Origin of the sequence: Zhongshania sp., assembly GCF_041584495.1 — a bacterium.
Taxonomy (GTDB): Bacteria; Pseudomonadota; Gammaproteobacteria; order Pseudomonadales; family Spongiibacteraceae; genus Spongiibacter.
Genome location: NZ_JBFHDY010000001.1, coordinates 59245 through 79673 on the forward strand (window position 1 = coordinate 59245; position 20429 = coordinate 79673).

The window sequence follows — 20429 nt, forward strand, 5'->3', positions numbered from 1 at the left end:
TTTTAGTCGAGGCAAATAGTTAGCCATGTCAGATCAAGATTATTATCAGGAGATAACGGCTTGTGATTCGCTTCTTATTACATGACAACCCGCATCAGATCGACGAAATCGCGCCAACAATGAGCGTCTTAGACTATCTCCGCACCAGCCTTGGGCAAACAGATTGCAAGGAAGGATGCGCGGCTGGCGACTGCGGCGCCTGCACGATAGCCATCGGCAGCCTCGGCGAAACGGGCATCCACTATCACGCTGCAAATGCCTGTATCACCCCACTGGCGAGCCTCGACGGTCGGCAGCTACTCACCGTAGCCCACCTTCGCGAACAGCGGCAAGACGCAACAGCCGAACAAGACCTTCACCCGGTGCAAGCCGCCATGGTCAATTGCCACGGTTCACAGTGCGGCTTCTGCACACCGGGCATTGTGATGTCGCTGTTTTGTTGGTGGCATGCGGTCAAACGCGGCGAGCTCACCGCCGACCGCCACAGTATTGAAACCGCGCTGTCGGGTAATCTATGCCGCTGTACCGGCTACCAGCCTATACTCAAGGCCGCCGTTCAAGCCTTGGCGGCTGACGAAGAAGACCAATTCCTCGCGCGCGAAAGCCAGCTTTTTACCCAGCTACAGGCACAGCAAGCAAACAGCAGCAGCTGCCAAGGCCCGCTCGGCCATTTTTTATTGCCCACCAGCCTAGGCGAACTCAACACCCTTATGGCCGACAACCCTAATGCTCAACTGATTGCCGGCGCCACCGACCTCGGCTTGAGCTTTACCCAACAACTACAGTCGGCTGAATTGCTGATCTACACCGGACGGGTCGCGGAGCTGCAGCGCTGCGAGCAGTGCGAAGACGCCATCCATGTCGGCGGCGCGGTGACCTACAGCCGCGCCCTGCCCCTGCTGCGTCAAGCTTTTCCCAGTTTTGCCAATATGATCGGCCGCTTGGGCTCCCTGCAAATCCGCAACCAAGGCACGCTAGCGGGCAATATCGCCAATGCCTCACCAATCGGCGACAGCCCACCGGTATTAATTGCCCTTAACGCGCGCCTGCAGCTCAGTAGTTGCAGCGGCAACCGCGAAGTAGCCATCAGCGATTTTTTCAGCGGCTATCGGCAGACTGTAATGCGCTCTGATGAGTGTATTGTCAGCATCGTAATTCCCACCTTGAAAAACGGCGAGATACTCAAAGTCTATAAAATTTCAAAACGCGTCGAAGACGATATTTCGGCGGTGTGTATGGCCCTGTGGCTGCGCTGCGACAACGCCATCATAACCGAGATTCGCCTCGCCTTTGGCGGTATGGCCGCCACCCCCGCGAGGGCAATGCTGACCGAGCAGGCACTGCTCAACCGGCCCTTTGATGACCTCAGTATCAATGACGCCAAACAGGCACTTATGCTGGACTTCAGTCCCATTGACGACGTTCGCGCCAGTGCCGCCTACCGGCTGGCGGTGGCTGGCAATTTGCTGAAGCGCGCCCAATTAGAAATGAGTAACACCGCCAATATCGACCTGTTTAGCCTTGCCGACAGCGGAGCGTCTCACCATGCGTAGCCTACCTGCTAGCAAGCCCTACTCCCAAAGCCAAGTCAGCCCGACTACTCACGGCCACAGTGTCGCCCATGAAAGCGCCGTTAAACATGTCAGCGGCGAGGCCCTGTATGTGGACGATATCCGCGAGCCGAAAGGCTTACTGCACGCCGCTGTCGGACGCAGCCCAGTGGCCGCTGGCCGGCTCCGCGCCATGGATTTGTCCGCGGTGCTTAGCCACCCCGGCGTAGCGGCGGTGCTCACCCTCGACGACGTACCAGGCCATATCGATATCGGCCCCGTTTTCCCCGGCGATCCGGTCTTGGCCGCTGGCACCATTAATTATCACGGCCAACCGCTGTTTGCAGTCGCCGCCGATAGCTTACTTAATGCCCGCCGCGCCGCGCTATTGGCGGTATTGGAGATTGAGGCCAGCGAGCCGCTGCTAGACCCCCAGCAGGCCATTGTCGAAAACCGCACGGTGCGCCCCGTACACCAAATGCAGCGCGGCGATGCCTCTGCCGCCATCGCCGCCGCGCCCCTCGTGCTGGAAAGCCAGCAGATAGTCGGCGGCCAAGAACATTATTACTTGGAAGGCCAAGCGGCCATGGCAACACCGACCGAAGACAATAGCATGCTGATTCACTGCTCCAGCCAGCATCCGAGCGAAGTGCAAAAGCTGGTGGCCGAAGTCTTAGACCGACCTATTGCGAGCGTAACCGTGGAAATGCGCCGTATGGGCGGCGCCTTCGGCGGCAAAGAAACCAATGCCGCTCAGTGGAGCTGCCTAGCCGCACTATTGGCCCACAAAACGGGGTGCCCCGTTAAACTGCGCCTGCCCCGCGCCGACGATATGATGATGACCGGCAAGCGCCACCCCTTTGCCAACCACTACCGCATCGGCTTCGATCCCCAAGGGCAACTACTGGGCGCGGACATTACCGTTATCGGCGACTGTGGCTGCTCTCCGGACCTGTCCGACGCCATTGTCGATCGCGCGATGTTCCATGCCGACAACGCCTACTACCTGCCAGCCGCTAAAATTACCGGCCATCGGGCTTTCACCAACACCGTGAGCCACACCGCCTTTCGCGGTTTTGGCGGCCCTCAGGGCATGATGATTATCGAGCGGGCAATGGATGATATCGCCAGAGAAGTGGGCAAAGACCCGCTCGACGTTCGCAAGCTCAACCTCTACGCCGCACCCGACCGCAATACCACCCCCTATCAACAAAAGGTCGAAAGCGACACCTTACCGCGCTTGATCACGGAGCTGGAACACAGCAGTGATTACCGCGTTCGGCGCGCGGCCATTCGCCAGTTTAATGCCGACAGTAGCGTCCTCAAAAAAGGCTTGGCACTGACCCCCGTAAAGTTCGGCATATCTTTTACCGTCCAGCACCTCAATCAAGCTGGCGCACTGATTCACATCTACACCGACGGCAGTATTCAACTCAACCACGGCGGCACCGAAATGGGCCAAGGCTTGAACACCAAGGTCGCACAGGTGGTCGCCGAAGTACTACAAGTCGATTTAAACAGAATTCAAATCACCGCCACCCACACCGACAAAGTCCCCAACACCTCGCCCACCGCGGCCTCCAGTGGCACCGACCTCAATGGTCAGGCCGCGCTGGCCGCGGCCACCACCCTAAAACAACGACTCAGCGAATTCCTCGCAGAAAAACACGGACTTGCGGTGGCAGCCATCCGTTTTCACAACAACCGGGTGTACTTCGGTGCCGACAGCATCAACTTTACCGAGCTTGCTCAGCAGGCCTATATGGCGAGGGTCTCACTGTCCGCCACCGGTTTCTACCGCACCCCAAAGATTCACTACGACCGCAGCACCGCCAGCGGCCGACCATTTTTTTATTTTGCCAACGGCGCCGCGGTGTCTGAAGTCCTCGTCGACACCCTGACCGGCGAATACCGCGTAAGCCGCGTCGACATCCTCCACGACGTCGGCCGCAGTCTAAACCCCGCACTGGACATAGGTCAGATCGAAGGCGGCTTCATTCAGGGCATGGGCTGGCTGACCACCGAGGAATTGCGCTGGGATAATGCTGGCAAGCTGCTCACCACCGGCGCCGCCACCTACAAGATTCCCACCGCCGCCGATATCCCCGCCATTTTTAATGTTGCCCTGCTACAAGATCAGGCCAACGAGGAAGCCACCATCTACCACTCCAAAGCCGTCGGCGAGCCACCGCTAATGCTGGCCATTTCAGTGTGGTCAGCGCTGCGCGATGCCATCAGCAGTCTGAGCGACTACCGTATCAGCCCAGCGCTAGACACCCCAGCCACCCCAGAGCGGGTATTTTGGGCCATTCGCCATACCGAACAGGCCTACACAGCCAAACCCGCTGCGCAGCCACTGAGCGAGGGCCCGCAGCCATGATACAGCCGCCCCCGCAACACTGGAGCGCCGCCGCCGCCAGCTGCCAGCAGTACGGCCATGCCTATGTCCTTATTACCGTGTTAACCGTACACGGCTCCGCGCCGCGCCCCGCTGGCAGCAAAATGCTAGTCACCAGCAATGAGCAAGTCGACACCATTGGCGGCGGCCATTTGGAATACGCTGCCATTGCCCAAGCCCGACAACTATTACAAGCCAACATCGCGGTGCAACGAATTGAGAAATACCCACTCGGCCCCAGCTTAGGCCAATGCTGTGGCGGTCGTGTAAGCTTGCTCTATGAATGTTTTGCCAGTGCCGCGGCAACCGTGGCGGTCTTCGGTGCAGGCCATGTTGGCCGCGCGCTGGTGGGCATACTGGCGCAATTGCCCGTGCAAGTGCGCTGGCTAGACAGTCGCGTTGACGAGTTTCCCGATGTTATTCCCAGTAATGTGCAAGGCATTGTGGCCGAGCAGCCGGAAAACGAAGTTGCCACACTGCCAGCGGCAACATTTGTTGTCGTCATGAGTCATCAACACCCCCTTGATTACGCCGTCGTCAAGGCCGTACTGGATCGCGGCGATGCCGCCTACCTCGGCGTGATTGGTTCACTCACCAAGGCACGACGGTTCCGTATGCGCCTCGCCCATCAAGGCTACTGCCAAGAACACATCGATTTTATACAATGCCCGATTGGCAACTCCAGTGTGCCAGGAAAACGGCCCATGGAAGTGGCGGTATCCGTCGCAGCAGAGCTGATCGCCCATTACCACCACTGCCGCGCGCGGTTAATCCCGCCCGCAGCACCTCACCTCGCTGAGCTATCTAATGAGCATTGATATCGCCCTGCGCGCCCAGCGAGTGATCACCCCCGAGGGTGAACGCCCCGCCACCGTGGTCATCAGCAACGGCATCATTAGCGCTGTCGCCAGCTACGACTACCAGCCCGGCTGCCCAGTGAGGGAAGTTCGAGAAGCTGTGCTACCAGGTCTTGTGGACAGCCACGTCCACATCAATGAGCCCGGCCGCACTGACTGGGAAGGCTTCGACTCCGCCACCCACGCGGCAGCGGCGGGCGGTATCACCACCCTAGTGGACATGCCGCTGAATTGTATTCCGGTAACCATTTGCGCCGGAGCCCTAACTGAAAAGCTGGCCGCAGTGGACGGCAAGCTATGGGTGGATTGCGCCTACTGGGGCGGCGCCACCGCCGACAATCTGGCGGCTCTGCCCGATTTACTCGCCGCAGGGGTGATGGGCGTAAAATCATTTACCATCCATTCCGGTATCGACGAATTCCAAGCGGTGAATGAGGCTCAGCTGCGCAGCGCAATGCGGCTATTGGCCAAAGCGGGACTTCCCCACTTGGTGCACGCCGAGCTCAACCGTCTCGGCGACACCAGCACCAACATCGGCCAGTCCTATCAGCGCTTTCTGTCCTCTCGGCCCCAGCGCTGGGAACACGACGCTATCGCCATGGTAATCCGCGTTATGACCCAGCTGCGCGATGAGGGCTTGACGCCTCGCGCCCACATTGTTCACCTCTCCGCCGGCGACGCCCTGGCGATGATCGCCGAGGCCCGCGCTGCGGGCCTGCAGCTCTCGGTGGAAACCTGCCCTCACTACCTCACCCTCTGGGCAGAGGCAATTCCCGACGGCGCGACCCTGTTCAAATGTTGCCCACCAATCCGCGAGAATGCCAACCGCAACCAGCTTTGGCAGGCGCTCAAAGACGGCGTCATCGACTGTATCGTCTCCGACCACAGTCCTTGCACCCCGCAACTTAAGAACATTGAATCAGGGGACATCGAAAACGCCTGGGGCGGTATTTCGGCCCTGCAATTTGGGCTCAGCCTAATCTGGACCGAGGGCCAGAGCCGGGGCTTCACCCTCAGCGACATCGCCTTGCTGATGGCGCAAAACCCTGCCGAGCTGATTGGCCTAAGTGGCCGAAAAGGCTGTATCGCAGAGGGCTACGATGCCGACTTTTGTTTTTTCAACGATCAACAGCAACACACGGTGAGCGCCGACAGCATCCGCCACAAGCACAAAATTAGCCCCTATATCGGCAAAGTGCTACGCGGTAGGGTCACCGAAACGTGGCTGCGGGGCGCCGCTATTTACCGCGCCGACAACTACGTGGGCAAAGCCCAAGGCCGCAGCATTTTACGCAAACAACATCACGCCAGCACCAGCGACACATCGCAAAACGAGGAATTATGAGCACAAGCGAAACCACGCCCACAAGCCCCTGGTCACTGACCCACATCGACCTCCTCAGCGAGCGCTATGGCGGTCAAGTTTTAGACTGCAATGACGAGTTCTTTGCCCAGGCCAGCAATCTACTCAAACGCAGCGAGCCCGTTTTTATTGAGGACAAATACACCGACCGCGGCAAATGGATGGACGGCTGGGAAACCCGGCGCCGCCGCAGCGAGGGTCACGACTGGTGCCTGCTGCAACTGGGCATTCCCGGTCGCATCTGCGCTATCGACGTCGACACCCGCTTTTTTAAAGGCAATGCCCCCAGCCATATTGCCATTGACGCCTGCTGCTGCAACGAGCCCACACCCAATAGCAATACGGTATGGCAGACCTTGGTGGCCAAAAGCCCAGTGCGGCCCCACAGCCGAAATAATTTTGCGCCTGAGAGCAGCGTGACGGGAACTGACAACTGGACCCACCTGCGCTTGAACATCTTCCCCGACGGCGGCGTGGCGCGGCTGCGAATCTATGGCGAGCCGCAGGTCGACTGGTCGTCGTTACTGCCCAATGAATTGGTGGACCTCGCGGCCTGCGCCAACGGCGGCCGCGCCATTGCCTGCTCAGATATGTTTTTCAGTCCCATGAATAATCTGCTCGCACCTGGGCGGGGCATCAATATGGGCGATGGCTGGGAAACACGGCGCCGCCGCGGAGCGGGTAACGACTGGGTGATTATCAAACTCGCCAGTCCAGGCAAGCTGGGCAGAGTGGTCGTCGACACCTGTCATTTCAAGGGAAACTATCCCGAGCGAATCTCCCTCGAGGGGACCATGAGCGATCGTGAAGACCTAAGCGCTGAGGATATTCCGTGGACGCCAGTCATTGCCGGCACGCCGGTACAAGCCCACCGCGAACATGTTTTCCAGCGCGAGTTGCTCGCTACCGAGGCCTTGTTCAGCCACGTCCGCTTGAATATTTTTCCCGACGGTGGCGTCAGCCGGCTGCGGGTGTTCGCCTACCCAGACACCGGCCACAAAGCAGCACAGTCATGAGCGAACAGCCACGTCTCGCCCATTTCAACGCCCTACCGGCAGCGCAAGCAGAGCAGCTGATCAGCCAATGCTGCGCCGCCAAGCGCTGGGCACAAGCCATGGTCGAAGGCCGCCCCTACACCGACCTCGCCACCCTGCTAAACGCCGCCGAGCACATATGGGCAAGCATGACCGAAGCCGATTTGCTGGAGGCCTTTCTCGCCCATCCGCAAATCGGCAATGTCGACAGCCTCCGTGAGAAATACGCCAGCACCAAGACCCTCGCGGCTGGTGAACAGTCTGCGGTAAACAACGCCGAGGAAGCCGTACTCACAGCTCTCTGCGAGGGTAATCAGCGCTATATTGAACGCAACGGCTTTATTTTTATTGTCTGCGCCACCGGTAAAAGTGCCGCGCAAATGCTGGCCCTACTCAGCGAGCGACTGGCGAATAGCCGAGTGCAGGAACTGCAAATCGCGGCCGAAGAGCAGGGCAAAATTACCGCCCTGCGCCTCAACAAACAATTTTCATAAGGTGAGCACTATGAGCCAGATCACCACCCATATTCTCGACACCGCCATGGGTCAGCCCGCCGCGGGGGTCAAACTGAGCCTCCAGCAGCTCAAGGCTGGGGAATGGCAGGAAATCGGCCACGGCCTCAGCAACGACGACGGCCGAGCACCGATGCTATTGCCCAAACAGCGGGTATTAACTGCAGGCAGCTACCGCCTGTGTTTTGAGACCGGCGCCTATTTCGAAGCGCGTGGTCTGGCGGCTTTTTACCCCTCGGTAGACATCGTTTTTGTCGTCGACAACAGCGGCAGTCACTACCATATCCCACTGTTACTCAGCCCCTATGGCTATTCGACCTACCGAGGCAGTTAAATGCACAAAATCATTGAACCCCTGAGCTCAGCGGCTTTTCGTGCCTTTGGCGATATTATTTCGGTCGCTGATGCAGCTCGACACTACCCAATTAATCGCGGCCACAGCGAGCGTTACCACGATTTGGCGACGCTGGAATTGACCGCCAATAACGGCCGCGCCGCGGTGAGTATTTTCCGCAGCACACCGCTGCCGCTGCCGCTGACCATCACTCAGCTGGAGCGCCACCCCCTGTCTAGCCAGGCCTTTGTACCCCTCGGTAGCGAACCCTACCTACTGGTAGTCGCACCCGCTGGGGAGCTGGACGAAACCGCCATTCGGGTATTTCTGGCTCGGCCCGACCAAGGGGTGAATTATCACACCGGCACTTGGCACCACTTTAGCTTGGCGCTCAATACGGTCAGTGATTTTCTGGTGATCGACCGTGTCGGCGAGGATCCCAACTGCGACGAGCAAGCCCTGCACACGCCCTTCACCCTGTCGTCAGCGGAGATATTCCCATGAGTAATTCTAGGGCGCTACGCGGCCAAATACTGCATTTTTTAGATGACCCAGCAATGCATGGCGAAGCCGCCTGGCAAAGCCTTGATGACGGTATATTGTGGATCGAAAACGGCTATATCCGCACGGTGGGCGACGCGGCTGGACTGCTGGCACAGCTGCCCGCCGACCTGCCACTACAGCATTTCCCACATCACTTAATTATTCCAGGCTTTATCGACACTCATATTCACTACCCCCAAACCGAGATGATAGCCGCGTATGGCAAGCAACTCCTGAGCTGGCTGCAAACCTACACCTTCCCCACCGAAATGCAGTTTGGCGACCCTGAATACGCCAGCCAAATTGCGCGTATTTTTCTTAAAGAATTACTGCGCAACGGCACCACCACCGCGCTGGTATTTGCCACAGTGCACCCCGAGTCGGTGGACGCATTTTTTAATGAGGCCCAAGCACTGGGGCTGCGGATGATTGCCGGCAAGGTAATGATGGATCGCAACGCCCCACCTGAGCTCTGCGATACCGCCGCCAGTAGCCTCAGCCAATCCCGAGACTTAATCCGCCGCTGGCACGGCGTCGATCGCCTGCAATACGCGGTCACGCCGCGTTTCGCCCCCACCAGCAGCGAGCAGCAACTGCTGAGCGCCGGCGCCCTGCTCAAGGAGTTCGACGACCTCTACCTGCACACCCACTTGTCAGAAAACCGCGACGAAATGGCGTGGGTGGCAACACTGTTTCCCGAGGCGAAAAACTACCTCGACGTCTACGATCGCGCCGGGCTGCTCAGTCGCCGCAGCGTCTTTGCCCACGGCATTCACCTCAGCGCAGGCGAGTGCCAGCGGCTGGGCGAAAGCGGCGCGGCCGTCGCCCACTGCCCAACCTCCAACCTCTTTCTGGGCTCAGGTCTGATCAATCTAGAGCAGCTACGGGCGCACGGTGTACACATCGGACTCGGCACCGACGTGGGTGGTGGCACCAGCTTTTCCATGCTTAAAACCATGGACGAAGCCTATAAAATACAGCAACTGCGCGGCGCCACCTTAGAACCCTTCCAGGCCCTCTACCACGCCACCCTCGGCGGTGCTAGAGCCTTAGACTTAGAGGGCACCGTCGGCAATTTTCTGCCGGGCAACGAGGCCGATTGCATTGTCCTCGACTTACACGCCACCCCACTGTTGCAGTTTCGCAGCCAATATTGCCCAACATTAAAAGAGCGGCTGTTTATGCTCAATACCCTAGGTGACGACCGAGTCATTGAATGCAGTTATGCCATGGGCTGCTGTGTCCACCACCGCGACGGAGAAACACGATGAGCGCCTACACCTTGGACTGGTTAAACCTACTGCTTAGATGGATACATCTGATCACCGGCATCGCCTGGATTGGCGCGTCATTCTACTTTGTGTGGCTAGACAACTCGCTAGAGGAAGCCTCGGCGGAGAACAAACAAAAGGGCCTCGCCGGCCAGTTGTCGTCCATCCACGCCGGCGGCTTTTACGAAGTGGGCAAATACCAGCTGGCGCCCCCGGAAATGCCCACCCATCTGCACTGGTTTAAATGGGAGGCCTACAGCACTTGGATCAGCGGTTTCCTGCTGTTAAGCCTCATGTTCTATGTCGGCGCCAACAGCTATCTCATTGACAATAGCAAGCTGGTCTTACAGCCTTGGCAGGCCATTGCCATCAGCCTGACAACCCTCATTGGTGGCTGGCTGATCTACCACCTTCTCTGTAAAAGCCCGCTGGCCAACAATAGCTGGCTGCTGGCCGGAGTGCTGCTCGCCTTTATCACCGGCCTCAGCTGGGGGCTGGGCCAGATCTTCAGCGCCCGCGCCGCCTACCTGCACATTGGCGCATTAATTGGCAGCTGCATGGCCGCCAATGTGTTTTTTGTGATCATGCCTGGGCAGCGCGCCCTCGTCGCCGCCGTGGCCGCAGGCCGGCCGCCAGCCCCCAAACACGCCAAGGCCAGCAAGCTGCGCTCAGTACACAATAACTACCTTACCCTGCCCGTGCTGTTCCTGATGATCAGCAACCACTACCCCATGACCTACGGCCATCCCCACGCATGGGCGGTGCTACTGGCCATTCTGCTGATTGGCGCGTGGACCAGACACTTTTTCAACCTCAGGCACAAGGGTGTTGTTCGGCCCAGCATTCTGGTCAGCGCGGCCATCGCCGTAATTTTATTAGCGTGGGCGATGGCACCCGCGCCGCTGCCCGCCGTGGATGCAGATCAAGCGCTGGTCAGCGACCAACAGGCGCTGAGCATTGTGCAGCAGCACTGTAGCAGCTGTCACAGCGCCGCGCCCCACGATGAGATGTTTACTGTTGCCCCCGCCGGGGTCATGCTCGACACTCTCGCCGAAATTCGGCAATGGGCGCCGCGTATTCGGGCCCGCGCCATTAACAGTCGCGACATGCCCTTTATGAACAAAACCGAGATGAGCGACGCAGAACGGGCGACCCTCGGCCAGTGGCTACAGCAAGCAACGCCGTAAACAAAAAGTACACGTGAGAAAATAGCATGGCCAACGCTCAGCATATCGCGCGAATTATCGACCAAGCCCTAGGCAGAACACCCGCCGACCTGGTCATTCGCAACACTCGTTTTCTAGAGGTGATCAGCGGTAAATTGTTCCACGGCGATATTGCCATCTGCGGCGACCGCATTGTCGGCACTCAGGAGTCCTACCACGGCGTAAAAGAGATCGACGGCAGCGACCTGACGGTGGTACCGGGCTTTATCGACACCCATGTGCACTGCGAATCCAGTTTGGTAACACCATTGGAATTTGACCGCTGCGTGCTCCCCCGCGGCACCACCACCGCAATTTGCGACCCCCACGAAATTGCCAATGTACTGGGCAGCGAGGGCATTCAGTATTTTATGCGCTGCGCCGAGCAGAGCTGCCTGGATCTGCGCGTTCAGCTGTCGTCCTGCGTGCCCACCACCGAGCTGGAAACCGCCGGTGCCCGCCTTAGCGCCGCCGACCTAGTGGCGCTGCGAGATCACCCCAGCGTGATTGGCCTCGCCGAGTTTATGAATTACCCCGGCCTACTGGCCAAAGACCCCCAAGTATTAGACAAGCTCGCGGCGTTTCAGGGCTGGCATATCGACGGCCACGCGCCCTTGGTGCGGGGCAAAAATCTCAATGCGTATCTGGCCTGCGGTATTTGTACCTGCCACGAAACCACCTCCGCCGAGGAGGCCCGCGAGAAGCTGAGCAAGGGTATGCATGTATTAATTCGCGAGGGTACCGTGTCTAAGGATCTCGCCGCGCTGGCTCCTTTATTAGATGCCCGCACATCCAACGCCATGGCCTTTTGCACCGACGACCGCAATCCACTGGATATCGCCGAACAGGGCCATCTCGACTACCTGATTCGCCGCGCTATTGCGCTGGGCATTGCCGAGGGGGACGCCTACCGCGCTGCCACGTGGTCGGCAGCCCGCGCCTTCGGCCTGCGCGACCGCGGTCTAGTGGCACCGGGCAAACGCGCGGATTTGGTCTTGCTCTCCGACTACCGATGCTGCGAAGTTCACAGCGTTGTCTCGGCGGGAAGACTAGTCAGCCCTGAGCTATTTGCCCAGCGCCAAACCATCGACCCAGTGGGCCTAAACAGCGTCAAGCGCGCCATCGTTAGGCCACGGGACTTCCTGATGCCCGCCACCACGGGCGACAGCACTATCGCGGTAATTGGCGTTAATGCGGGCAGTATTGTCACCGATCACCGCCGCCTGCCACCACAGATTCGTGACGGCTACTATCAGGCCGACACTCGTCGGGACATTCTCAAAGTTTGTGTCCTGGAGCGCCACGGTCACTCTGGGGATATCGGTCGCGGCTTTGTACAGGGCTTTGGCCTACTGCGCGGCGCCCTAGCCTCATCGGTAGGCCACGACAGCCACAATCTTTGCGTGCTGGGCAGCCAAGACGACGATATGGCCGTGGCCGTCAACCGTCTAATTGACATCGGCGGCGGCTTTGCCATTGCTTTAGACGGTCAAATAATAGAGGAATTGCCCCTGCCAGTAGCTGGGTTGATGAGTCTGGCGCCCTATGAAACCGTCCATCAACAGCTAGCCGCGCTGCGCGATGCGGTGCAGGCGCTGGGTTGTAGTCTGCCCGAGCCGTTTTTGCAGCTGGCCTTTCTGGCACTACCGGTGATACCCCACCTAAAAATTACCGACCAAGGCCTGGTTGATGTGGATAATTTTTGCCTGCTGAACACCGGCTGAAACAGCCACTCTCATCACGGCTGCTGACGGTGATCATAGGTGGCATCCAGACGCCCGCGCAGATAATCGGCGCAGCTCACCGGCGGGTATTTAGGCGGCTGATCCGGGAAAATATGCTGCGGGTCAATCTGGGAATCGGGGTTAACCTCAAGAAAAAATGCGATGGAATAGCGTTCGCGCTCGGGTGGCCTAACGCGATGGGCTGTCGAGACATATGTATCATTGCTCCAGCGCATTAAACAGTCGCCTATATTGCAAATAAAAGCACCGGGAATACTGGGCGCGTCAATCCACTCACCCTGCCGAGTTAACACCTCTAAACCCGACACCCCATCGGTGGCCAATAGAGTAATATTGCCATAGTCCGTGTGGGCACCCGCGCCACCATCTCGCCGCCTGACCTGGCCAGCAGAAGCGGGATAGTGCAATAACCGCAGGGTGGCAATAGGGTTGTCGAGGTGCTGTTCAAAAAACTGTTCAGGCAAGCCGAGGTCGAGACTGAGGCCGCAATGCACGGTGCGCCCGAGTGCAAGACAAGCCGCAAAGTAATCCAACATAAGCCCTCGCCAGCCCGGCAGTGCTGGCCAAAAATTACTGCCCCGAAACGCCTTGCCCGCCAATACGTCGGGGTGGTCTTCGGCAAGATCGACACCAATATTAAAGGCCTCTTTCATATCTGCACCCGCCTCGGGGTTGAGCCTTTCATCTGCCAAGCCGATATAACCGCGGTTATGGGGTGAGCGCTTAATAGAGAGCTGTTGTTTTTCCGCCACAGTTAGCGCAAAAAAACGCCGTGCCTCCTCAAATAATTGGGTCATCATGGCCGTGGGCAGGCCATGATCGCTGATGTAAAAAAAGCCGACCTCGCGACAGGCGCGCCCTATTTGATCAGCAATCTGCTGACGCCGCTCAGAGCTCCCGTCGACGAGGCCAGCAATGGAAACAAGTGGTATTTCTTGCATGGCGTTTTGAGCTACTCCTTTCTGTGCATTTTGCTAAATCATCTGCGATGTTCATCACTCAAGCAGCGAAACACCACAATATGATTAAACGAACACCTAAAACCGAGCGGGCGGCAGCCGCCGAGTAAAGTCAAGCATTCAGCACTGCGCCCAGCCCCGTTCAGGAAAGCGTTAATGGGGAATACTGCCCTCCACCCCTTCAACATAATAATTCATGCCCGCTAGATCCTTATCAGCCATCACCTCGCCCGCAGGCACGGTTATCTCGCCGGACTGGTCCTTAATTGGCCCGGTAAAGGGGCTAAAGGAACCGTCCTTTATGGTGGTAATCAACTCATTCGCATGGGCGGCGACTGCCTCAGGCACAGCGGGACCGAAACTGGGTACCAAGATCATATCTTCTTTCATACCACCCCAAAAATCCTCAGATTTCCAGTTACCCTCCATCACACTCTGCACAGTGTGAATGGTGTACCAGCTCCAGTCGTCGATAACCGACATCAAATGGGCATTGGGCCCAAAATGAGACATATCAGAGGCTTGACCGACGGCGTATTTACCTCGGCGCTCCGCTGCCTGCATTGCAGCGGGGCTGTCGGTGTGCTGAAGAATGACATCCACGCCCTGATCCATCATAGCATTGGCAGCATCGGCTTCTTTACCTGGGTCAAACCAAGTATTCACCCACACTACTTTTAACTCCGCTTCAGGATTATATTTACTCAGTGCCAGCTGCACCGCATTAATATCGCGTATCACTTCAGGGATAGGGAAAGATGCGATATAGCCGATTTTGTTGGTTTTGGTTACCTGCGAAGCTACATAACCGGCGATATAGCGACCTTCATAGGTGCGCGACAAATACGTGCCTAAATTTTTGCCCAACTTATAGCCGGTGGCGTGTAAAAACACGGTTTTGGGAAACATTTTGGCCACTTTGGCAGTGGGGTTCATAAAGCCAAAAGAGGTGGTAAAAATCACCTTGTTACCAGATTTGGCCAAATTGCGGATCACCCGCTCGGCATCTGCGCCTTCGGGAACATTTTCCACGTAGGTGGTTTTCACCTTGTCGCCAAAATGTTCCTCTAGAGCAACCCGACTCTGATCGTGCTGATAGCTCCAGCCATGGTCACCAATCGGGCCTACATAGACAAAGGCCACTTTAAAGGGCTCGTCAGCATGGGCAGAAAGCCCAGTAAAGCCACACACTAAGATCGCCGCTGTCGCCAGTAGCCAAGTTTTTATCCTCGAATAATTCATCTGTTCTGTGCTCCAACTCGCAGTGTTAATAATGCAGATTCGAATACCTGTCCAGTCGATCAGGTTTTTAATAGCAAAAACCTGACCAACTTGACAGCTTTTAAAATAATCATTACTTTTCAAGACCCTAGAAAACAACTTATTCTGCAGCTAAAAATACCCTGCGCCAAACTGATGCAGCACTGCTGCCGCCGTGCGCGAAAAGGCAGCCAACAAACCAAGACTTACTAGCTTGCAGCAAGCAAACGACGCGCTAGGCGACCGTGTTTATGCAGCAATCGCGGCAAATCCAGACCCAAAATAGCGCCATCAATCACCCGCCACTCGCCGGCCACCAGCACTCGATCTGCCCGCTGGGCACCGCACAGCAGCAGCGCCGCCAAGGGATCATGGCTGCCAGAAAACCGCATTTCATCGAGTTTGAACAAGGCCAAGTCAGCTTGCTTGCCCACGGCAATGGCACCAATATCCTCCCGCCCCAACACCGCCGCGCCTCCCGCGGTAGCCCAGCGCCAGGCATCAAAATGGCTAACCCGAGCCGCCCCGTAGCGCAAGCGCTGCAACAACATGGCTTGGCGCACTTCACTGATCATATTGGAGCCGTCATTCGAAGCGGAACCGTCCACCCCCAAGCCTAACGGACAGCCCGCGGCTTCCAACTCTAAGCTTCGACAGATGCCCGATGCCAACACCATATTGGACGAGGGGCAATGGCAAATACCAACGCCGGCCGCACCCAAGCGCTGCACTTCAGCGTCGTCAAAATGAATGCCGTGAGCCAGCCAACTTCCCTTTTTTAACCAACCGACCGAGGCCAAATAATCCACCGTGCGCATGCCAAACTGCTGTAGGCAAAACGCCTCTTCGTCCAGTGTCTCGGCCAAATGGGTATGCAGACCAACACCGTACTGTTCGGCGAGAACCGCGCTTTCGCGCATGATCTCGCGACTAACGGAGAACGGCGAACAAGGCGCCAGCGCAATCCGGGTCATCGCGCCAGCGCCAGCGTCATGGTAGTGTTGTATGAGCCGCAGACTATCGTCGATGATCTGCGCCTCGCTCTGTACCACCGACTGCGGCGGCAGGCCACCATCGTCCTGTCCCAGCGACATCGAACCACGTGTCAAGGTAACCCGAATACCTAGGCGCTGCGCCACCGCTACTTGAACATCAATAGCCTGGGCGAGGGCATCGGAAAAGACATAGTGATGATCGACGGCGGTAGTGCAGCCCGACGCCAATAGCTCTGCCAGCGCTAAGCTGCTGGACACCTCGATCATCTCCTCGCTAAGCCCTGACCAAATGGGATACAGCGTTTGCAGCCAAGGGAATAATTCTTTGTTTAGCGCCGCCGGTACCGCCCTCGTCAAGGTCTGATAAAAATGATGGTGGCAATTCACCAAGCCTGGCACCACGACGTGTTCACGGGCATCAAAGACCTCATCACAGGGCGTAAGCGGCGCCTGCCCTGCGCCCAGCATTTCAATAATGCGGCCCTCTTCAATAACCAAGCCGTCACTGGCTTCGCCTTCGCTTAGTATGGCCAAGGGCTGCTTTATCCACAAACGAGTCACACGCCACCCCTATGAGGATTTATAAAACGGCTGACCCAGCGAGACTGGCGCATAAAGGCGGTTACGGGTCGGGTTACTCGACAACAGCACCAGCACCACGATGGTGGCAATATAGGGCAACATGGCCAGCAAACTGGGCGAAAAAGCCAAACCAAGGCCTTGTGCAACGAGATGCAGAATGCTGGCCAGCCCGAACAAATAGGCCCCCAGCATGACTCGTTCAATACGCCAACTGGCAAACACCACCAGTGCGAGGGCAATCCAGCCCCGCCCCGCACTCATATTTTCCGCCCACAGCGGCGTGTAAGCCAAGGACAGATAGCCGCCAGCTAAGCCTGCCATGGCGCCACCAAAAGTCACCGCCAAATAGCGAGTGCGCAGCACCGGCAAGCCAATGGCGTTGGCAGAGTCGGGGCTCTCGCCCACCGCTTTAACAATCAGCCCCATACGCGATGCCTTAAAAAACCAGAACAGTAAACCGGTCATTGCAAAAGACAAATAGACAACAAAGTCTTGGCGGAACAAGGCGCCACCGATCAGCGGAATCTCACTGAGTATGGGAATAACAATAGGCTCAAGACCGGTCACCGGCCTGCCTACGTAATTGGCGCCGATAAACGCCGATAGGCCAGTACCAAAGATAGTCAGCGCCAAACCGCTGGCGTATTGGTTAGCATTGAGATGCAAGCTCAGCACGGCGAATAACATCGACATCAGCACCCCGGCCAAAATGGCGCAGAGAAAGCCCAGCAGTAAATTTCCGGTTAATAACGTGGTGATGAAACCAGCGACAGCCCCCACCAGCAACATACCTTCTTGGCCCAAATTGAGCACACCGCTTTTTTCACAGACGGTTTCACCCAAGGCCACCAACAACAGCGGCGTACCCGTGCGCACCGCGGCCTGCAACACATTGTAAATAAGATCGCTATCCACAGATATTCTCCCTCAGGACGTAACAACAGTGGCCGGCACCGGCAGTTTTCTGTGCCAGCGCAGGCGATATACAATCAGGGCATCACAGGCCAATAAGTAAAAGAGCAGCATGCCTTGGAACATTCCCGTTAACGCCAGCGGCAAATTCAGTTCTATTTGCAGCATTTCACCGCCCATAAACAGTAGCGCCATCAGCAAGCTAGCCAGTAACACCCCCACCGGGTGGAGACGACCAAGAAAAGCAACAATAATGGCAGCGTAGCCGTAACCCGGTGAAATATTGGGCACTAATTGACCGATGGGGCCCGCCACTTCGGCCACCCCCGCCAGTCCAGCCAAACCACCGCTAATCAGAAATACCAACCAAATCAGATGTTTTTCGCTAAAACCGGCCATGCGCGCCGCGCGGCTGTCGCGCCCCAATACGCGGATCTGAAAACCGAGAAAACTGCGGCCCATCAGCAGCCAGACGGCAGCGCCGACAAACAGTGCAATAACAGTTCCCTGATGGACCCGCGTTGCATCCACCAAAATAGGCAGGCGCGCGGCGTCGGCAAAAACCGCGGATTCCGGGAAATTATAGCCATGGGGATCTTTGAGAGGGCCGTGGACAAAATACTGCAGCAGATTAAACGCAATATAGTTGAGCATAATGGTGGTAAGAATTTCATTGGTGTTAAAGCGGGTTTTCAATAGTGCCGCCAGCCCCGCCCACACCATGCCCGCCAATATGCCGCAGAGCAATACCGCCGGTAGCAGCCACGCGCTATCACTGTCGGTAAACTGCACCGCCAGCGCGCTGCCCGCCAAACCACCCATCAACAATTGCCCCTCAGCGCCAATATTCCAAACATTGGCGCGATAAGCCACCGCCAGGCCTAAGGCACAGAGCAGTATCGGTGCCGCCTTAACGCAAAGTTCTGCCAGGCCATAGGCATCGGCAATCGGCGTAATCAGAAATGTTTTAAGCGCATGCAGTGGCGGCTGCCCCAAGAGACTGAACACCAGTGCGCCGGTAAGCAGCGTTAGCAAACCCGCCAGTACTGGCGACAGGTACGACATCCAGCGCGAGGGTTCAGGTCGGCGCTCCATAATCAGCATGGCTGAATCTCCTTTGATACTTGCGACGCTGCGCTGCCTGCGTCCTCGCCATAGTCAAAATCGCCAGCCATCCAGCGCCCCACCTCTTCGATGGTGGTCTCTGCGGTGGCTTTCTGGGGCGACATACGGCCATCAAAAATCGCGCAAATGCGATCGGATATCTGAAATAATTCGTCAATATCCTCCGACACCACCAGAATAGATGCCCCCTGATCTCGCAGACCAATCAAAGCCTCGTGAATAGCCACCGCCGCGCCGATATCAACCCCCCAGGTGGGGTGGGCAGTAATCAGCAGCTTAGGGTTTTGCAGAACCTCGCGGCCAATAATAAATTTTTGTAGGTTGCCCCCAGACAAGCTGCGCGCCTCGCTGTGACTACCCGCAGCCTTAACCTTAAAGCGGGTAATAATCTGATCGGCAAACGTCACAACCTTCTCTGACTGAACCATGCCCCGCCGAACTAAGCCCTGCATAAAACCCGTGAGCAAGCCATTTTCGCGCAGATTCATATCCGGCACGGCACCTCGGCCCAGACGCTCTTCCGGTACAAAAGCCACCCCCATACGGCGGCGCGCATCGGGGGGCAGATGACCTATGGCTGCATCTGGCAGGCAAATACTGTCGCCGTTTTTCACCGGTTCCTCGCCACTGAGCGCGGCCAGCAACTCCTCCTGCCCATTGCCAGCAACACCGGCAATGCCGAGAATCTCACCGCGACGCACCTCAAAGGCAAGGTTTTTCAGGGTCGTGCCAAAGGGGTCATGAGTGGCTTTATTGAGCCCCACCACCGAGAGGAACGGCGTTTCGGCACGCACTTTAGTGTAAGTGGTTGAAATCGGTGTACTGTCGCCCACCATCATCCGCGCAATTGATGAGGTGGTTTCCACCCCTAGCACACAAGCGCCAGACACCCGCCCGGCCCGCAATACCGTGGCCTTCTGGCACAGTGCTCTGACCTCGTGCAGCTTGTGGCTAATAAACAGAATACTGCAGCCCTCAGTGGCGAGCTGACGCAGCGTGACAAACAAAGTATTCACCTCTTGGGGCGTAAGCACCGAAGTCGGCTCATCCAAAATCAGCAAGTGAATGTCTTGTACCAAACAGCGCACAATTTCCACCCGCTGGCGCTCACCGATAGACAAGGTGTGCACCAGGCGATCAGGATTCAATCTCATACCATATCTTGCCGACACGTTGCTGATCCGTTCCCCCAGTGCCCGCATTTCCTTAGCAGGGGTGCCCAGTGCTAAAGCGATATTCTGAGTGACCGTGAGGGTTTCAAATAGGGAAAAATGCTGAAATACCATGCCAATGCCTAATCTACGGGCATGGCTGGGGTCGCTAATACGCACCGATTTCCCACGCCAATAAATTTCACCGGCATCAGGTTTAACCAAGCCGTAGATCACTTTCATCAGCGTGCTTTTACCTGCGCCATTCTCCCCCAGCAAAGCATGTATCTCCCCCGGTGGGATATCGAGGTCAATGCTGTCATTAGCCAAGCAGCCAGGATATTGCTTGCTGATCCCCCGAAGCGCCAACCGCGAAGGGAATTGCAATAACTCGTCCCCATTAGCCGGCAAATGCCTGTCTATATACTGCGCTGTGCTCATCGCATCCCCCTATTGACACCCGACGGAATTGCCCAGTGTTGCGTGTGAGCCCACTGCCAGCGCGCTCCCTGAAAAGCAAGCGCAGTCGCCGATAGCACACTGACAGCTTGCCTGTTGTCTTGCATGCAATAACCTGTCCACCCAGACAGGTTTTATGCTTGTAAGCGACACTACAAAGGGGGAAACAGCCGC

17 protein-coding genes are annotated in these 20429 nt (G+C 57.3%); 11 read left to right on the forward strand and 6 right to left on the reverse strand.

The genetic code is table 11. The features are described 5' to 3' along the window. Positions 1–62 precede the first annotated feature (62 nt). From xdhA to ade, 11 genes are read left to right on the forward strand one after another with little or no spacing between them, the layout of a single operon-like run. Positions 63–1553 (forward strand): xanthine dehydrogenase small subunit, encoded by a 1491-nt coding sequence (gene xdhA, locus ABYP33_RS00275; RefSeq protein WP_373086933.1) that lies wholly within the window; start codon positions 63–65, stop codon positions 1551–1553. Continuing rightward, entirely contained in the window at positions 1546–3930 is a 2385-nt protein-coding gene (gene xdhB / locus ABYP33_RS00280) for a xanthine dehydrogenase molybdopterin binding subunit (RefSeq protein ID WP_373086935.1), read from the forward strand. Before xdhA ends, xdhB begins: the two co-directional genes overlap by 8 nt. After that, positions 3927–4766 carry a xanthine dehydrogenase accessory protein XdhC gene (gene xdhC, locus ABYP33_RS00285; protein WP_373086937.1) on the forward strand — a complete coding sequence of 280 codons (840 nt, stop codon included), beginning with the start codon at positions 3927–3929 and terminating at the stop codon, positions 4764–4766. The genes xdhB and xdhC overlap by 4 nt, the downstream gene beginning before the upstream one ends. Beyond that, positions 4756–6150 carry an allantoinase AllB gene (gene allB, locus ABYP33_RS00290; RefSeq protein WP_373086939.1) on the forward strand — a complete coding sequence of 465 codons (1395 nt, stop codon included), beginning with the start codon at positions 4756–4758 and terminating at the stop codon, positions 6148–6150. The genes xdhC and allB overlap by 11 nt, the downstream gene beginning before the upstream one ends. Then, positions 6147–7184: an allantoicase gene (gene alc, locus ABYP33_RS00295; RefSeq protein ID WP_373086941.1), complete on the forward strand. Its 1038-nt coding sequence runs from the start codon at positions 6147–6149 to the stop codon at positions 7182–7184. Before allB ends, alc begins: the two co-directional genes overlap by 4 nt. Next, on the forward strand, positions 7181–7696 hold the full coding sequence (uraD, locus tag ABYP33_RS00300; protein WP_373086943.1) for a 2-oxo-4-hydroxy-4-carboxy-5-ureidoimidazoline decarboxylase: 516 nt from the start codon (positions 7181–7183) through the stop codon (positions 7694–7696). Before alc ends, uraD begins: the two co-directional genes overlap by 4 nt. Before the next feature lie 10 nt (positions 7697–7706). Then, entirely contained in the window at positions 7707–8048 is a 342-nt protein-coding gene (uraH, locus tag ABYP33_RS00305; protein WP_373086946.1) for a hydroxyisourate hydrolase, read from the forward strand. Next, entirely contained in the window at positions 8049–8552 is a 504-nt protein-coding gene (locus tag ABYP33_RS00310; RefSeq protein ID WP_373086948.1) for an ureidoglycolate lyase, read from the forward strand. Beyond that, the gene (guaD, locus tag ABYP33_RS00315) at positions 8549–9862 is read left to right on the forward strand and encodes a guanine deaminase (RefSeq protein WP_373086951.1); all 1314 of its coding nucleotides are present in this window, start codon (positions 8549–8551) and stop codon (positions 9860–9862) included. The genes ABYP33_RS00310 and guaD overlap by 4 nt, the downstream gene beginning before the upstream one ends. Beyond that, complete coding sequence (locus tag ABYP33_RS00320) at positions 9859–11049, forward strand: urate hydroxylase PuuD (RefSeq protein ID WP_373086953.1); 1191 nt, start codon at positions 9859–9861, stop codon at positions 11047–11049. The genes guaD and ABYP33_RS00320 overlap by 4 nt, the downstream gene beginning before the upstream one ends. A 26-nt stretch (positions 11050–11075) precedes the next feature. Next, the gene (ade, locus tag ABYP33_RS00325) at positions 11076–12791 is read left to right on the forward strand and encodes an adenine deaminase (RefSeq protein WP_373086956.1); all 1716 of its coding nucleotides are present in this window, start codon (positions 11076–11078) and stop codon (positions 12789–12791) included. A 14-nt stretch (positions 12792–12805) separates the two neighbouring features. Here the strand turns inward: ade and ABYP33_RS00330 are convergent, their stop codons facing one another. The 6 genes from ABYP33_RS00330 to ABYP33_RS00355 all read right to left on the reverse strand — a co-directional run bounded on the left by ABYP33_RS00330 (position 12806) and on the right by ABYP33_RS00355 (position 20237). Next, positions 12806–13753, reverse strand: a complete 948-nt coding sequence (locus ABYP33_RS00330) for an isopenicillin N synthase family dioxygenase (protein ID WP_373086958.1) — start codon at positions 13751–13753, stop codon at positions 12806–12808. 171 nt (positions 13754–13924) lie between these two features. Next, positions 13925–15013: a BMP family ABC transporter substrate-binding protein gene (locus tag ABYP33_RS00335; RefSeq protein ID WP_373086961.1), complete on the reverse strand. Its 1089-nt coding sequence runs from the start codon at positions 15011–15013 to the stop codon at positions 13925–13927. Positions 15014–15240: 227 nt separating this feature from the next. Continuing rightward, positions 15241–16587 (reverse strand): 8-oxoguanine deaminase, encoded by a 1347-nt coding sequence (locus tag ABYP33_RS00340; protein ID WP_373086963.1) that lies wholly within the window; start codon positions 16585–16587, stop codon positions 15241–15243. A 9-nt stretch (positions 16588–16596) separates the two neighbouring features. Beyond that, complete coding sequence (locus ABYP33_RS00345) at positions 16597–17523, reverse strand: ABC transporter permease (RefSeq protein ID WP_373086965.1); 927 nt, start codon at positions 17521–17523, stop codon at positions 16597–16599. Positions 17524–17535: 12 nt separating this feature from the next. Beyond that, positions 17536–18624: an ABC transporter permease gene (locus tag ABYP33_RS00350; RefSeq protein ID WP_373086967.1), complete on the reverse strand. Its 1089-nt coding sequence runs from the start codon at positions 18622–18624 to the stop codon at positions 17536–17538. Further along, complete coding sequence (locus ABYP33_RS00355) at positions 18618–20237, reverse strand: ABC transporter ATP-binding protein (protein ID WP_373086969.1); 1620 nt, start codon at positions 20235–20237, stop codon at positions 18618–18620. Before ABYP33_RS00355 ends, ABYP33_RS00350 begins: the two co-directional genes overlap by 7 nt. Between the last annotated feature and the right edge of the window lie 192 nt (positions 20238–20429).